Here is a 14,128-nt window from a genome sequence, read left to right on the forward strand (position 1 = left end):
GGCATCTGCCTAGTGTTGGGAGAAGATCACATGCGTAAGGTGCTTCTGGGACTCGCCGCTTCGAGCGCAATTCTTGTCGCCGGCGCGGCCAATGCCGCCGTCACCGTGCAGTACTGGGTCAATCAGACGGCCGTGGCGCAGAACGCCACGATCGCCAACGTCACCGGGCTTGGCACGCCCAGCGGAACGGGCAGCGTTTCGACGTTCAACTTCTCAACGTCTAACAGCCCCGGGACCTCGATCGACACGTGGCTGGGCATCAGCACCGGCATAAACGGCAGCCACGCGCTGGACAACACGGTCTTCCTGTTCACCGGGTCCACCTTCCTGCACGCCGGCGTCAACAATTACACCATAGAGCACGACGACGGCGTGCAGTTGTCAGTCGGGGGTATTTCCGGCTTCCCGTTGAACGCACCTGGGCCGACCCCGCCGGAGTCGACGGCCTTCTCGATCACAGCGCCTAGCGCCGGCAACTACAGCTTCACGCTGTCCTACGGCGAATGCTGCGAGGGTCCGGCCGTCCTCCAGATCCTGCCGGGCGCTGGCGCCACGCCGTTCGGCAGCCCAACTCCCGAGCCCGCGACCTGGGGCCTGATGCTGGCGGGCTTCGGCGCGATGGGCGCGGCCCTCCGTTCGAGACGCCGGCTCCAGACAGCCTGATCCAGTCAGACCAGGTTGCCTCAAGTTCGAGACGAGCCGCGGTCGCTCTGGCGACCGCGGCTCTCCATTTGTGGCGGCCGCTACTGTCGCGAGTGCGGAATACCAATGGCAGTTCGCGACCTCCAGATGGTGTATCGCGCCCGCTTCTGATCCGTGGACTCGGGCTTCGGCCGACACGAACCCTGGCGACCTGACCTGCGGCCGCCGCTCGAGCTGGGTAAGCGAAGCATTGGTCCGGACACCGGAGGGCGCCTTGTCAGCCCGGGTGGCCGGCCTTGCGGGAGCGGCTCCGGAGTCAAGGCCACTATCAGTTCGGCCTTCCGCGCTCCCGGGCAGGCGCCGGCTGGCGGCCAGGATGGGCCATTCGTGCGATACGAACCACCGGCGCCACGAAGGCGAAAGCGTGCGCGGCGCTAGCGCAGGCGCTAGCGTGGCCCCTCTTAGTCCAGAACGCCCAACCCAACCTCGCGAGAACCCCATGGCCGGACCCTTCGGAGCCCAATCCACAACCGACGAAGTCCTTGAGGGCGTCGACCTCAGTGGCAAGCGTATCCTGGTGACCGGCGTTTCAGCCGGCCTGGGCGTCGAGACGGCCCGCGCCCTTGCAGCCCATGGCGCGCAGGTGGTCGGCGCCGCCCGTGACCTCGCCAAGGCGCGCACCGCCACCGAGCCGGTCCGCGCTGGGGCCGCCGGGGGCGGCGGATTGGATCTGGTGGAACTCGACCTGGCTTCCCTGGCCAGCGTGCGCGCCTGCGCCGACGCCCTTGTCGCGGCCGGCAAGCCCTTCGACATCGTCATCGCCAACGCAGGCGTAATGGCCACACCGTTCGGCAGGACGGCCGATGGCTTCGAAACCCAATTCGGCACCAACCACCTCGGCCACTTCGTCCTGGTCAACAGGCTCGCCTCGCTGATGCGGCCAGGCGCACGCCTGGTGAACCTCTCCTCGGCCGGCCACCGGTTCTCTGACGTCGACCTCGACGACCCGAACTTCGAGCGAACGCCGTACACGGAGTTCGGCGCCTATGGTCGCTCCAAGACCGCCAACGCCCTCTTCGCCGTGGAGTTCGACCGCCGCCACAAGGCCGGCGGCGTCCGCGCCGCGGCTGTCCACCCGGGTGGGATCATGACCGAGCTCGGCCGCTACATGACGCCCGAAGTCACCCAGGCGATGATCGATTCGATCAATCGCGCGACGCCGGCGGGCGACGCCCCGGCCTTCAGCTGGAAGACCATTCCACAGGGGGCGGCGACCACGGTCTGGGCCGGCGTTGTCGCAGCCGCCGACGAAATCGGCGGGCGTTACTGTGAGGACTGCCACGTCGCCCAGATCGAGGCCGATCCGGACGTGCGCGGCGGCGTGCAGCCCTACGCGCTCGATCCCGAGCGCGCCATGGCGCTGTGGGCCAAGAGCGAGGAGCTGGTCGGCGAGCGGTTCGGAACGATCAGCCGCTAGATCGTCCCCAGCGCTGTCCACATCGCCATCGCCAGCCCGAGCGCGCGCATATCGCCCGTCGTCGTCCCGGCCATCTTGTTCATGGCGTAGCCGAAGGTCGTGCGGGCATCCATGTCGATGATAACCAGCGATCCCCCATAGCCGCCCCAGAAGATAGTGTTGGGGTTGGGCAGCGGGACCACGCCGCCGGCCAGGCCGAAGCCCATGCCAAACCGGGACGGGGCGCCGAGGATCAGGTCATCGCCCTCGATCTGCAGCTCCAGGGCCTTGCGGCAGCCGGCCTCGGACATGAAGCGCTTGCCCCTGGCGACGCCGCCGTTGGCCAGGATTGCATGGATCTCAGCGATCGAGCGGGCGTTGCCGGTCCCGCCGGCCGCGGGGATCTCCGCGCCGCGCCAGCCGCGGGTGCCGGTGGCCGAGACGTCGATGCCCGGGTTGTTCGACATGTTGGCCTGCAGCTCGGTTTGCTGGCCGTCAGCGATCGCTGAGCCCCGCGGCGGCGGGAGCAGCTCGGCGACGCGCGCGTCCTCCGAGGCGGGCAGGCCGATGTGGAAGTCAGCCCCAAGGGGTTCGGCGATCTCCTGGCGGAAGACAGTGCCGAGCGTGCGGCCAGTGATCCGACGCACCACCTCGCCGACCAGGTATCCCTGGGTGAGCGCGTGGTAGCCGGACTGCGTCCCCGGCTCCCAGTAAGGCGCCTGGGCGGCCAGCAGCGCGGTGACCTTTTCCCAGTCGTAGAGGTCCTTGGTAGTGATCGGCTCCTTCCAACCCGAGAGACCCGCGGCGTGGCTCATCAGGTGGCTGACCTTGACGCCGGCCTTCCCGTTGGCTGCGAACTCGGGCCAGTAGCGAGCGACCGGAGCCTCGAAGTCGAGCTCGCCACGATCGGCCAGGAGCAGGGCGGTGAGCGCCGTCATCGTCTTGGTCGTCGAGTAGACGTTGACGATTGTGTCTCGCTCCCATGGCCGGGTCTTGGCTGGATCGGCGAAACCGCCCCACAGGTCGACCACCGTCTCGCCCTCGACCGTGGCGCAGAAGGAGGCGCCGATGTCGGCGCCGCTCGCCAAGTTCGCCTCAAAGGCTGCGCGAACCGGCGTGTACCGCTCGTGTGTGGACCCCTGCACCGCACCGTCAGCCATGTCGCGTCTCCCCTGGTCCCCGCCCATCGCAGGGGAAGAGGTCAGGGGATCATCCGGCGCCCGCGTTCGGCAAGTTCAAATTTTCCGGACACGTCCTTCGGCACCGGCTTTTGTCCGCCTGACAGGGACCCTCCACCAAAGCGCGACCACCAGGGCGAACAGTGCAATGTAGATCACCCCGAACACCCAGATCGGCAGCGGCCAGTAGATCAGGCTGTTGACCCAGCGCATGATCAGGGGCGCCTCGCCGCTGGTCCGGCTCAGCTGGTCTTGCCACAGAGTCAGGAAGCAGGCGCGCCCGAGCAGCGCCTGGGCGGCTACGACGCCCCACGAGGCGAGATGCAGCAGCCGCCACCAACGGATATGGACCCATTCCCAATGGCGCGCCGCGCCGACCAGGATGGCGATCAGGCCCAGCACATTGAAGGCGATCACCGCCAGATGCAGTGCAAGGACCGCATCGCCGAGCAGTGGGGCCGCTGTCGAAGCCATGTTCGGCACTAGCTCTCCGTGTGCCGCAAGAGCCAAGCCATCGCCGGCCTGTGAAGACCAGCGTCGCTATGCCGAGACAGCGCCCCGGTGGGCTCAGTGGGCAGTCTGTGAGTGCTGTCCGCCGTGCCGAGAAATGTCGCAGAGCGCGTCGCCGGTTCGATGCGACAGGCCATCTGCAGCCGCCATGTCACCCAGCGAAATGATCCCGACGAGCCGCTTCTCATGGTTCAGCACAGGCATGCGCCGAAGCTGCAGTTCGCCCATGTTGCGCAGGACCTCGCCGATCTCCTGATCGTCGTAGCAGTATTTGACCTCGGCGTTCATCACCTCGGAGACCTTGGCGCTTGGTCCCTTGCCCTGGGCGACCGCGCGTATCGCGATGTCGCGGTCGGTGATCATGCCGACTAGGCGGTCATTGTCGCTGACCGGCAGCACGCCGGCGTCGAGCTGCGCCATGGCTTTGGCGGCATCAGCGATGGTGTCGTTGGGGTTCGCCAGTTTCACCTCGCGCGTCATGCATTCGCTCACTCTCATCGCTGCCTCCTGAAGGGATTTCGGCGGGCCGATCCCGCCGCGCCGTGTTCGCTCCGAAAGCGGCGCGGCGTCGATTGGAGGCATGACCAACCCAGGGGCGCGCAGAGTGTTCCCGGCGGGCGGCGGGCGTTCATGTCGACTAAGATGCACGATGCAGTGATCCCGGCGCAGCCGGCGTCATTATTGCGCATTAAGCGGGAGCTTGACTGTGCCGCGCGGTTTGGCGAAATCGCTCCGGACCTGAGGGGGATTTTCCGGATGCGCAAACTGATCGTGCTCGCCGCTGCGGCTTCGGCTCTGCTGGTGGCTAGCTGCAACACCATCGCCGGCGCGGGCAAGGACGTATCGGCGGCCGGCAAGGCGGTCACCCGCACGGCCGACGACGCCAAGCACTAGGCCGGCCAAAAACTCACAGACGGCGAGCCGAAATAGCTTGGCGGCCCCGCGGCGGATCGGCCCTCGCGGGTTTTCTTTGCGTGCGCGCGAGCGCATATGTGAGCGATGGCTGAGATCATCCATCCAATGAGGCGCTCGGTGTTTCGGGGCCTTGCGGGGCATTGTCCGGCATGTGGCCGCGGCAACCTGTTCTGGAAATACCTGAAGGTGAACGCTCACTGCGAGGTCTGCCACACCGACCTTTCGCGCTATCCGGCCGATGATGGCCCGGCTTACCTGACCATCCTGCTGGTCGGCCACCTGGTGGTGGCGCCGATGCTGTTCTTCCCGATCGTCTGGCGCTCGAACCCGCTTTACGCGCTGCCGATCATCCTCGTACCGCTCTCGATCCTGACGCTTGGGCTCCTGCCGCGCATTAAGGGCGGCTGGGTCGGAATGATGTATGCCCTGGGCGTCAAGGACACCGACGCAAAGCTGCACACCGCCGACGTCGCCGACTAGCTTACCGGAACCTCCCCTCTGACTGTCCGTTTGCCGCCCCGCGGTCGGACACGACGAAGGAGAGACACATGAGCCTCGGCCTGATCTTGATCATCATCTTGGTGCTGCTGCTTGTCGGCGCCTTGCCGAGTTGGGGCTATTCACGCAGTTGGGGTTACTTCCCGAGCGGCGGTCTGGGCCTCATCCTGGTGATTATCGTCGTGCTGGTGTTGCTCGGGCGAATCTAGCGCCGCCCCTGACGCCGAGCGCAAACTCCCCTAGCATGGCCCTCCACACGGGGGAGCTGCATGGCGGAAGACGGGGCGACGACAGCGGGCCAGGCTCTACAGCCGCCGCCGGCGCTGGGAACCCTGGCGCGGATCAAGGCGATCCTCGGCGGCTCGGCCGGCAATCTGGTCGAATGGTACGACTGGTTCGCCTATTCCTCGACCAGCCTCTATTTCGCCGCGCACTTCTTCCCGAAGGGCGACGCCACCGCTCAGCAGTTGCAGACCGCGGCCATCTTCGCCGCCGGGTTCATCGCCAGACCGGCCGGCGCCTGGCTGATGGGCGTCTACGCTGACCGCGCGGGACGTCGCGCGGCTCTTACCTTGTCGGTGGCGCTGATGAGCTTGGGCTCCTTCGCCATCGCACTCCTACCCACCTTCGCCCAGATCGGCGTCCTGGCCCAACTCGGCCTGCTCGCCGCGCGGCTGGTCCAGGGCCTGTCGTTGGGCGGCGAGTATGGAGCCAGCGCCACCTACATGTCGGAAATGGCCGGCAGTCGGCGGCGCGGCTTCTGGTCGTCTTTCCAGTACACCACGGTCATTGGGGGCCAAGTGACGGCCCTGGTCGTCCTGGTGGTGCTGCAGCACGTGCTGTCGACAGAAGCGCTCGAGGCCTGGGGCTGGCGCATTCCCTTCGCTATCGGCGGCCTGCTGGCCATCGTCGTGTTCTGGATTCGAACGGGCCTCGAGGAGACCCGCGCCTACCTCCGGGCCGCCGCCCAGACCGGCAAGCGTGGACAGACGTTGGCGCTCTTCCGAGATCACCCGAAGGAGTTCTCGATCGTCCTTGTCCTGACCGCCGCCGGCTCCTTGGCCTTCTATGCCTACACGACCTACATGCAGAAGTTCCTGGTCAATACCGCGGGTTTCTCCAAGGACACCGGCACCGCCATCATGGCCGCTGTGCTGGTCGTCTACATGCTGATCCAGCCCGCGGTCGGCTGGCTTTCCGACATCGTCGGCCGCAAGACCACCATGGCTGTGGGCCTGGTGCTGGGCGGGCTCGCCACCTACCCGGTGATGACCGCGATCAGCCACGCCGGAGCCCCGCTCACGGCATTCGGACTGGTTATGATCCTGGTGCTCTGCCACTCGGGCTACTCGGCGGTGAACGCCGCGGTGAAGGCCGAGCTGTTCCCGGCCCACGTCCGCGCGCTTGGGGTGGCGCTTCCCTACGCGATCGCGAACGCTCTCTTTGGCGGCACAGCGGAATATGTCGCCGAGTGGCTTAAAGGGGCGAAGATCGAAAGCGGTTTTTATGTCTACGTCGCGGTCGTCATGCTGGTCGGCGCTGTCGCCGCCGTGCGGCTTCGCAACACCAATACCACAAGCCTGATCCACGATGATTGAGCTCAGCCCTCTGAACACCGTCGCGATCGGATTGTTCGCGCTCTGCTGGCTTTTCTACCAACCGGTGCTGACCTTTCTGGCCCGTCGGGGAAGGGGGTCGATCAACACCGACCTGACGGTCGTGCGCGCCGCCTGGATGCGCAACATGGCCAGGCGAGAGAACCGCTTCATGGACGGCCAGCTCCTGGCTCAGTCACTGAACTCGGCCTCGTTCTTCGCCTCTTCAAATCTGCTGCTCATCGCGGCCACCGCCGGCGCGCTCTTCGGCGGCCAGGCGACATTCAGGAACGTCGCCAGCCTCGTCGTGATCAAGACGTCGTCGCGGGTGCTGTTCGAGGGCCAGATGGCGCTCGTGCTGCTGACCCTGGCGCGTGGCCTGCTCGACTTCATCTGGGCGATCCGGCAGATGAACTATTGCCTGGCCGCCATCGGGGCGACGCCGGAGCATGTCGACGACGCCACCCACCACGCCTTCGGCGACCTCGCCGCCCGGCTCCTGAACCCGGCGATGCACTCCTTCAATTCCGGCGTCCGCGGCTACTATTTCGCACTGGCGGCAGCCTCGTGGCTTTTCGGTCCCATCGCCTTCATGGTCGCAACCGTGGGCGCAGTCACGCTGCTGGTCTGGCGCCAGCGCCGCTCGCCGGCCGCCGCGGCCATGGCGGAACTTCGCAAGCTGCTGGAAAGGCCGCCTTCCCCACGCGCCGGCTAGGCCCGGCAGGCAGATGTCGAATCCCGTCGGCCAGGCGCGTCTCTCCGATGACGCGGCCTCTCGCGTCGATCAGACTGACGAAACGGGAAAGGACCACATCATGCAATATCTGCTGCTCATCTACGGGGACGAGAGCCTGAGCGATCCCCAGGCCCTGCAGGAGATCACCGCGGCGCACATGCGTCTGGGCGCCGAGCTCCAGGAGGCCGGCGTCATCGTGGGCGGCAATCGGCTCAAGCCCACCGACACCGCCACCACCGTGCGCACGGTCGCCGGTTCGCAGAGCCTGCACGACGGCCCTTATGCGGAGACCCGCGAACAGCTGGGCGGATACTATCTGGTCGAGGCGCCCGACCTCGATGCCGCCATCGGCTGGGCCAAGAAGATCCCCGGCGGACCGAACTACGCCATCGAGGTCCGCCCGATTTGGCCCCTGCAGTAGGCGTTCCGGAGCCGGCCGCGGTGGGCCCGGAGGCCATCCTTGACGAAGCCGTGCGCGAAGCGGGCGACCGCATTCGCGCCGCGCTCGCCATGCGTTTTCGCGACTTAGACATGGCCGAGGAGGCCTTCGCCTTCGCCAGCCTACGCGCCGTCGAGACCTGGCGGCGGGACGGCGCTCCTCGAAACCCCGCCGCGTGGCTCTACGCGGTGGCGAGGCGGCGGGCATTCGACATCGGGCGTCGCGCCAAGGTGCGCGGCGCAGCAATGCACGATCCGCCCGAACCGGAGCCCGACCCCGAAACCATCCTGGTGGCGGCCTTCGAACCGATCCCGGACGAGCGGCTGCGGCTGATCTTCGTCTGCTGCCATCCAGCGCTGGCCCCTGAGGCTCGGATCGCGCTCACCCTTCGCACACTCTGCGGCCTGTCCGTGGAGCGGATCGCCCGGGCCTGGCTGGCCAGCGAGACCGCCATGCTCCAGCGCTTGACGCGGGCCAAGCGCAAGATCCGCCAGGCGCGCATTCGCTTCGAGATCCCCGGGCCGGACGCCTGGGGAGAGCGTCTCGAGGCGGTGCTCGCCACATTGGAGATCGCCTACGCTCAGGCCTACGAGGACGCCGCCGGCCGATCCGACGCGGCCGAACTGGCCGGCGAGACGCTCAGGCTCTCCGGCCTCCTGGCCGAACTGCTGCCAGCCGAGCCCGAGGTCCTGGGCCTGGCCGCCCTGATCCGGCTGGCCGAGTCACGGCGGCCCGCCCGGCTCGACCGCGCCGGCGCCGCGGTGCCGTTGTCGGAGCAGGACGTGACGCTTTGGGACGGCGAGCTGATCGCCCAGGCGGTCGGCCTGATGCGCCGCGCCGCCGGCATCGGCCGCAGCGGACCCTATCAGTTGATGGCCGCGATCCACGCCGCCCACGCCTCGCGCCTTGAGACCGGCGTCACGCCCTGGAGCGACATTGTCGCCCTCTATGACGCCCTGTTGACCGTGCGGCCCTCTCCGCTCGCTCAGGTCAACCGCGCAGTCGCTGTGGCGGAGGCAGAAAGTGCTGAGGCCGGTCTCGCGGCCCTGACGGCCGTGGCCAGCCCCGAGCGCCTCGTCGCCTGGCTGCCCTATCAGGCGGCTCGCGCCGGCCTCTTCGCCAAGGTCGGCCGTGAAGATGAAGCTATCTCGGCACTGCACGCGGCCTTGGCGCTGCACCCGCCGCCGGCGGAGCGCCTGTTCCTGGAGCAGAGACTGGCTGCATTGAGCCGCTGAGCCTTCCCTTCGCCCCCGGCGCTTGGAATAAGGCTCCCTGCATGGACGCCGAACCTAATATCTCCACCGCCCCGCTCCGCGACCCGCGCTATGCCCCGCGGCGGCTGGAGGTGGAGCGGCGGCCGGGTGGCGAGCTGGTGCTGACCAATCCGACGCCCTACTCCACCGAATTCCAGACCATGACCGCCGCCCTGGCGTACTGGGCGAAGATCGCGCCGGGTCGGGTATGGCTGGCTGAGCGGTCGGGCGAAGGCTGGCGGATGGTGACATTCGCCGAGGCGCACGAAACGATCTGCGCGATCGCGGGCGGCCTGCGGGCGCAGGGGGTCGTGAGCAGCCGGCCGCTCTTGATCCTCGCCTACAACGGGATTGACCATGGACTCATCGCCTACGCTGCCATGAGCCAGGGCATGCCGGTCGCACCGGTGTCCCCGCAATATGGTCTGAAGAACGCCAATCCCGAGCGCCTGACCCGCGCCTGCGAGGTTCTGAAGCCGGCGGCCGTGTTCACCGATGACCCCGCAATATTCGCCGAAGGCCTGGCTTCGCCCGACCTGGCCGGCTTGCCGGTGATTGCGGCAAAGCACGCCCGAGCGGGCGATATCTCCTTCAAGGAGCTGCTCGCCGGCCCGGCTCTGGCCGCAACCGCTGTGGCGGGAAGCCATGCCAAATATCTGCTGACCTCCGGCTCGACGGGCCATCCCAAGGCGGTGATCTGCAGCCACGCCAATGTCTGCCTGAACTCAGCCCAGATCGCCGCCTGCTACGACGACCCAGAACCCCCGGTGATGGTGAACTCCGCGCCCTGGAGCCATAGCCTGGGCGCCAATTCGATCCTGCATATGTCGGCGCACCGCGGCGGCACGCTCTACATCGATCATGGCCAACCGACGGCGGCGCGGTTCGGTGAGACGGTGCGAAATCTGAAAGAGATCTCACCCACCTATCAGAACATGGTCCCGGCGGGCTGGATGCTGTTCGTCGACGAACTCGAACGCGACGAGGCGTTGGCCCGGCGGTTCTTCGAGCGCGTGCGGGTGCTCCAGTACGGCGGCGCCGCGCTGGGCCAGGCGGTCGCCGACCGCATCCAGGCCCTGGCGGTCCGCACTGTGGGTGAGAAGATCAGCTTCGCCTCGGGCTATGGCGCGACGGAGACCGGCCCCACCGCCTGCAATGTCCATTGGCCGAACGACCGCATGGGTATGATCGGCCTGCCCGTGCCCGGAACCTCGGTGCGCCTGGTCCCAGAGGCCGGCAAGCTCGACTTCCGCGTGAAAGGTCCGCAAATCACGCAAGGCTACCTTGGCCGGCCCGAACTCTCGGCGCAGTCCTTCGACGACGAGGGCTTCTATGTGATCGGCGATGCGGCGCGCTTCATCGATCCCGAAGATCCTGCGCAAGGGATGATTTTCGACGGCCGGCTCTCGGAGAACTTCAAGCTGGCCTCCGGCACCTTCGTGGGCGTCGGCGACCTGCGGATCGGCGCCGTCTCGGCGATCGGTGGGGCCGTGACCGACGCGGTCGTCTGCGGCGAGGGGCGCGAGGCGGTGGGCCTGCTCTTCTACCCAAATCCTCGCCTCGCGCCGGACGCTGTCGCAGCGGCCGTTCGAGCCGGGCTCGAAAGCTTCAACGCCAGGGCCCGCGGTTCCGGCGGCCGCGTGGCGCGCGCGCTCGTTCTGCCGGATGCGCCCGATGCGGCCTGTGGCGAGATCACCGACAAGGGCCACATCGCCCAGGCGCTCGCCCGCTCGCGCCGTGCGGATGCGATTTCGCGGCTGTTCGCGGACCCTGCGCCGCCCGACGTTTTGGTGTTCTGACGTGAAAGGCTTGGCATGATGAACGGCGCAGACGCCCTGCTCGCGACCCTGGTGGCCAACGAGGTCACGGCATGCTTCGCCAACCCTGGCACCAGCGAGATGCAGTTCGTCGCCGCACTCGACCGAAGCCCGAAAATGCGGCCGGTTCTCTGCCTCTTCGAGGGCGTGGCCACCGGGGCGGCGGACGGCTATGGCCGCATTGCCGAGAAGCCGGCCTGCACGCTGCTGCACCTCGGCCCAGGCTACGGGAACGGGGTCGCGAACCTGCACAACGCGCGCCGCGCCTATACCCCGATCGTGAACGTCATCGGCGACCACGCGACCTATCACCGCCAGTACGACGCACCGCTGAACTCCGATATTCCAGCTCTGGCCGCGCCCAATTCCGTCTGGGTGAGGTCCGCCGACAGCCCCGACGCCGTGGCCGGCCTGGCCGCAGAAGCCATCGCCGCAAGCCTGGGGCCGCCGGGCGGCCCCGCGAGCCTAATTCTGCCGGCCGACAGCGCCTGGCTGGAGACCTCGAGCGATCCCGTCATCGCACAAAGGCCGGTGCGTCCTGCGCCCGCTGGATCAGCCGTGGACACCGTCGCCCGCGCGCTGAAGGCCGCCGCCAAGCCGGTGATCCTGATCGGCGCCCAGGCCTGCCGCGCCGAAGGCCTGGCCCAGGCCGCGCGCCTGCAGGCGGCAGGCGTCACGGTCTATTGCGACACCTTCGTCGCGCGCCAGCCGCGCGGAGCCGGCGCGTTCGCGCCGAAGAAGATGCCGTATTTCGGCGAGATGGCGCTGGCCGAGCTGGAAGGCGTCGACCTGATGGTTTTCGCAGGCACGACCCAGCCGGTGGCCTTCTTCGCCTATCCGAACCGCCCGAGCGTGCTGGTGCCCGACGGCTGCGCCACCCTGACGTTGGCCGAACGGAGCGAGGACGCCGTCGCGGGTCTCGCCGCCCTGGCCGATGAGCTCGGCGCGCCGAGCCTAGGCCCAAGCCAGGCGCTCGCCCTGCCCGAGGCCGCGCCCAGCGGCAAACAGACCGCCTACACGATCGGCGCCTCGATCGCCCGACACATGCCCGAGGGCGCCATCGTCTGCGACGACGCGGTGACGTCCGGAGCGGGCGTCGCGGCGGCGGCGATGACGGCGCGACCGCACGAGGTGCTGGCGCTGACCGGCGGGGCGATCGGGGCCGGCCTGCCGCTGGCGATCGGCGCGGCGGTGGCGGCGCCGGACCGCAAGGTCCTCTCCCTGAACGGCGATGGCGCGGCGATGTACACGGTGCAGTCGCTCTGGACGATGGCGCGCGAGAACCTCGACGTGACAGTCGTCGTCTTCGTCAACAACAGCTACCGCATCCTGAACATCGAAATGACCCGGACGGGCGCGGGTGACGCCGGCCCGCAGGCCGCCAAACTGCTGGGCCTGGGTGATCCGTCGCTGGACTGGGTCTCGCTCGCCCGGGGCATGGGCGTGAGCGCCGTGCGCTGCGCCAGCGCCGAGGACTTCGAAAACGCCTTCGCCGCCGCCATGTCCCAGCGCGGCCCGATGTTCATCGAGGCAGCCATCTAAGGGGCGATCCCGCTTCCCAACGCTGGACGATAAAAAAGGCCCGCGAGGCTTTAACCCCGCGGGCCTTCATGGACCGCCGCTCGGGCGGGCGAGCGTTAGCTCTTGCCCTTCGGCTTGTTGGTCGGCAGCACGCAGTTGCCGGCGAAGCTGCAGGCCACGGCTTCCTTCGGCGTCTGCGGATCCGAGAAGGAGATCATGTAGCCCGGCAGGCCGTCGGAGCAGGCCACTTCCAGCCGGATGGCGCCGTCAGCGCCCTTCAGCGGCTGGCCAACGCTCGACACGACGCATTCCTTCTTGTCGAACTTGCGCAGGTCGGCGGTCAGGCTGGCGTAGTCGGCTTTGCCGAGGGTGCACTTGTAGCCGGCGACGAGCGCATGCCCGCAGTCCAGCACGACGCCCTTGCCGGTCGCCGGGAACATGCCGATGGCGCCGGAGCCATCCGCGCAGACCAGCTCGACCACTTCGGTGTCGCCCTTTGCCGGGAAGATGGCATATCGCGACACGTTGCAGTTGGACCCGGAGTTCTTGGCAAGCTTGGTGTAGAGGCCGGCCTGTTCGGCGGTGGCCGCACGGGTGTCGGTGAGCGTGCAGGTGCCGCCCGGGACTTTTGCACAGTCCAGCGTCTCCTTGATCGCGCCTTGGCTGACCTTGAAGATGTAGCCCTTGCCGCCTTCGCAGGAGACTTCGAAGCCCTCGGTGCCGTCAGTGAAGAGGCCGACGAAGCGGCGGTCCTTCACCACGCAGCCGTTGTTGGCCGTCTTGGCCAAGTTGTCGACAACAGCCAGACGCACGGCGGGCGTGGCCAGCGTGCACTTGATGTTGCCGCTCGCCGCGTCATAGGCAAGGCAGTTGGTGGCGCTCGCGGGCTTGGCGATGTCGAGCGGAGCGCTGGCCGTGACGACGTAGCCGACGCCGCCGGGGCAGGAGACCTCAATCAGCGTATTGTTGGCGGTCTGGCCGATGCCGCGGATCCCGTCCGGCGCACAATTCACCTTGGCCGAGGACAGCAGCGTCGCGACCGCCGGCTTCAGTTCGAGGTTGGTGGGCAGAATGCAGGGGGTGTTCGTCTTGGTCGCCGGGTCAGCCGGATAGTTGACCAGGATGCAGCTGAAGGCGTTCGGCGGGCCCGCCGCTGCGGTCTGCAGCAAGAAGCCCGGCGCTGCGTCACAGGCGACTTCATACAGGCTGGAACCGGGCGAGCCGGTCTTCTTGTCGGGCGGCGCCTTGCCGATGAGGCGTGCGTCGCTGACCTTACAGGGAAGCGATGCGGCCGCGACCAGCGCCGGGGCGTCGGCCATGCCGGCCTTGCGCGCTTCCGGGCTGACGGCGATCGCCGGCGCCTTCGGGGTGGCGGCCATCGCCGCTGCCGGCGCCATCATCATGACGATGAGGGCCGCGAGCAGCCTTAATCCTATTGGCCTCATGACTTCGGTATCTCCTGGACGTTTGGTGCGGGTATGACCCCTTTGGCGCACATAAGTGCCATGAACGTCCCGGGGGTCAAGAAGGCCCTATGGGAGCGGCGAACTATGACGCACTTCCAAGGG

At 67.9% G+C, this 14,128-nt stretch carries 15 protein-coding genes; 11 read left to right on the plus strand and 4 right to left on the minus strand.

Features of this window, described 5'->3' with window-relative positions; genetic code table 11:
• Both VGI62_RS12030 and VGI62_RS12035 read left to right on the plus strand, forming a co-directional pair.
• A partial coding sequence (locus tag VGI62_RS12030; protein ID WP_331504733.1) for a PEPxxWA-CTERM sorting domain-containing protein occupies nucleotides 1-663 on the plus strand: 663 nt, incomplete at its 5' end.
• Nucleotides 664-1,141: 478 nt separating this feature from the next.
• Complete coding sequence (locus tag VGI62_RS12035; protein ID WP_331504734.1) at nucleotides 1,142-2,119, plus strand: SDR family NAD(P)-dependent oxidoreductase; 978 nt, start codon at nucleotides 1,142-1,144, stop codon at nucleotides 2,117-2,119.
• Here VGI62_RS12035 and VGI62_RS12040 read toward each other — a convergent pair.
• From VGI62_RS12040 to VGI62_RS12050, 3 genes are all read right to left on the minus strand, one after another.
• Nucleotides 2,116-3,258, minus strand: a complete 1,143-nt coding sequence (locus tag VGI62_RS12040; protein ID WP_331504735.1) for a serine hydrolase domain-containing protein — start codon at nucleotides 3,256-3,258, stop codon at nucleotides 2,116-2,118. The genes VGI62_RS12035 and VGI62_RS12040 overlap by 4 nt on opposite strands.
• Nucleotides 3,259-3,333: 75 nt before the next feature.
• The gene (locus VGI62_RS12045; RefSeq protein WP_331504736.1) at nucleotides 3,334-3,750 is read right to left on the minus strand and encodes a DUF2784 domain-containing protein; all 417 of its coding nucleotides are present in this window, start codon (nucleotides 3,748-3,750) and stop codon (nucleotides 3,334-3,336) included.
• A 93-nt stretch (nucleotides 3,751-3,843) separates the two neighbouring features.
• The gene (locus VGI62_RS12050; RefSeq protein WP_331504737.1) at nucleotides 3,844-4,284 is read right to left on the minus strand and encodes a CBS domain-containing protein; all 441 of its coding nucleotides are present in this window, start codon (nucleotides 4,282-4,284) and stop codon (nucleotides 3,844-3,846) included.
• A gap of 258 nt (nucleotides 4,285-4,542) precedes the next feature.
• Between VGI62_RS12050 and VGI62_RS12055 the strand changes: the two genes are divergently transcribed.
• The 9 genes from VGI62_RS12055 (at nucleotide 4,543) to VGI62_RS12095 (ending at nucleotide 12,581) form a co-directional block, all read left to right on the plus strand.
• Nucleotides 4,543-4,680, plus strand: coding sequence for an entericidin A/B family lipoprotein (locus VGI62_RS12055; RefSeq protein WP_331504738.1), 138 nt, complete (start codon nucleotides 4,543-4,545; stop codon nucleotides 4,678-4,680).
• 138 nt (nucleotides 4,681-4,818) lie between these two features.
• Nucleotides 4,819-5,181 (plus strand): DUF983 domain-containing protein, encoded by a 363-nt coding sequence (locus VGI62_RS12060; protein WP_331504739.1) that lies wholly within the window; start codon nucleotides 4,819-4,821, stop codon nucleotides 5,179-5,181.
• Between the two features lie 68 nt (nucleotides 5,182-5,249).
• Complete coding sequence (locus tag VGI62_RS12065; RefSeq protein ID WP_331504740.1) at nucleotides 5,250-5,408, plus strand: DUF3309 family protein; 159 nt, start codon at nucleotides 5,250-5,252, stop codon at nucleotides 5,406-5,408.
• Nucleotides 5,409-5,468: 60 nt separating this feature from the next.
• Nucleotides 5,469-6,797 (plus strand): MFS transporter, encoded by a 1,329-nt coding sequence (locus VGI62_RS12070; RefSeq protein ID WP_331504741.1) that lies wholly within the window; start codon nucleotides 5,469-5,471, stop codon nucleotides 6,795-6,797.
• A complete protein-coding gene (locus tag VGI62_RS12075) occupies nucleotides 6,790-7,509 on the plus strand; it encodes a DUF599 domain-containing protein (RefSeq protein WP_331504742.1) in 720 nt (239 codons plus the stop codon). Before VGI62_RS12070 ends, VGI62_RS12075 begins: the two co-directional genes overlap by 8 nt.
• Nucleotides 7,510-7,522: 13 nt before the next feature.
• Nucleotides 7,523-7,951, plus strand: coding sequence for a YciI family protein (locus tag VGI62_RS12080; RefSeq protein ID WP_331504743.1), 429 nt, complete (start codon nucleotides 7,523-7,525; stop codon nucleotides 7,949-7,951).
• Between the two features lie 20 nt (nucleotides 7,952-7,971).
• Nucleotides 7,972-9,204: an RNA polymerase sigma factor gene (locus tag VGI62_RS12085; protein WP_331504744.1), complete on the plus strand. Its 1,233-nt coding sequence runs from the start codon at nucleotides 7,972-7,974 to the stop codon at nucleotides 9,202-9,204.
• Between the two features lie 41 nt (nucleotides 9,205-9,245).
• Nucleotides 9,246-11,021 carry a feruloyl-CoA synthase gene (locus VGI62_RS12090; RefSeq protein WP_331504745.1) on the plus strand — a complete coding sequence of 592 codons (1,776 nt, stop codon included), beginning with the start codon at nucleotides 9,246-9,248 and terminating at the stop codon, nucleotides 11,019-11,021.
• 18 nt (nucleotides 11,022-11,039) lie between these two features.
• Nucleotides 11,040-12,581, plus strand: a complete 1,542-nt coding sequence (locus VGI62_RS12095) for an acetolactate synthase large subunit (protein ID WP_331504782.1) — start codon at nucleotides 11,040-11,042, stop codon at nucleotides 12,579-12,581.
• Nucleotides 12,582-12,676: 95 nt separating this feature from the next.
• Here the strand turns inward: VGI62_RS12095 and VGI62_RS12100 are convergent, their stop codons facing one another.
• Nucleotides 12,677-14,005: a hypothetical protein gene (locus tag VGI62_RS12100; protein ID WP_331504746.1), complete on the minus strand. Its 1,329-nt coding sequence runs from the start codon at nucleotides 14,003-14,005 to the stop codon at nucleotides 12,677-12,679.
• Nucleotides 14,006-14,128: the final 123 nt, after the last annotated feature.

The sequence above is a fragment of the Phenylobacterium sp. genome (assembly GCF_036495085.1).
Taxonomy (GTDB): Bacteria; Pseudomonadota; Alphaproteobacteria; order Caulobacterales; family Caulobacteraceae; genus Phenylobacterium.

Coding starts and splice junctions, on each gene's coding strand:
- VGI62_RS12035 (WP_331504734.1), top strand. CDS start 1,142: ATGGCCGGACCCTTCGGAGCCCAATCCACAACCGACGAAGTCCTTGAG.
- VGI62_RS12040 (WP_331504735.1), bottom strand. CDS start 3,258: ATGGCTGACGGTGCGGTGCAGGGGTCCACACACGAGCGGTACACGCCG.
- VGI62_RS12045 (WP_331504736.1), bottom strand. CDS start 3,750: ATGGCTTCGACAGCGGCCCCACTGCTCGGCGATGCGGTCCTTGCACTG.
- VGI62_RS12050 (WP_331504737.1), bottom strand. CDS start 4,284: ATGAGAGTGAGCGAATGCATGACGCGCGAGGTGAAACTGGCGAACCCC.
- VGI62_RS12055 (WP_331504738.1), top strand. CDS start 4,543: ATGCGCAAACTGATCGTGCTCGCCGCTGCGGCTTCGGCTCTGCTGGTG.
- VGI62_RS12065 (WP_331504740.1), top strand. CDS start 5,250: ATGAGCCTCGGCCTGATCTTGATCATCATCTTGGTGCTGCTGCTTGTC.
- VGI62_RS12070 (WP_331504741.1), top strand. CDS start 5,469: ATGGCGGAAGACGGGGCGACGACAGCGGGCCAGGCTCTACAGCCGCCG.
- VGI62_RS12075 (WP_331504742.1), top strand. CDS start 6,790: ATGATTGAGCTCAGCCCTCTGAACACCGTCGCGATCGGATTGTTCGCG.
- VGI62_RS12080 (WP_331504743.1), top strand. CDS start 7,523: ATGTCGAATCCCGTCGGCCAGGCGCGTCTCTCCGATGACGCGGCCTCT.
- VGI62_RS12090 (WP_331504745.1), top strand. CDS start 9,246: ATGGACGCCGAACCTAATATCTCCACCGCCCCGCTCCGCGACCCGCGC.
- VGI62_RS12095 (WP_331504782.1), top strand. CDS start 11,040: ATGAACGGCGCAGACGCCCTGCTCGCGACCCTGGTGGCCAACGAGGTC.
- VGI62_RS12100 (WP_331504746.1), bottom strand. CDS start 14,005: ATGAGGCCAATAGGATTAAGGCTGCTCGCGGCCCTCATCGTCATGATG.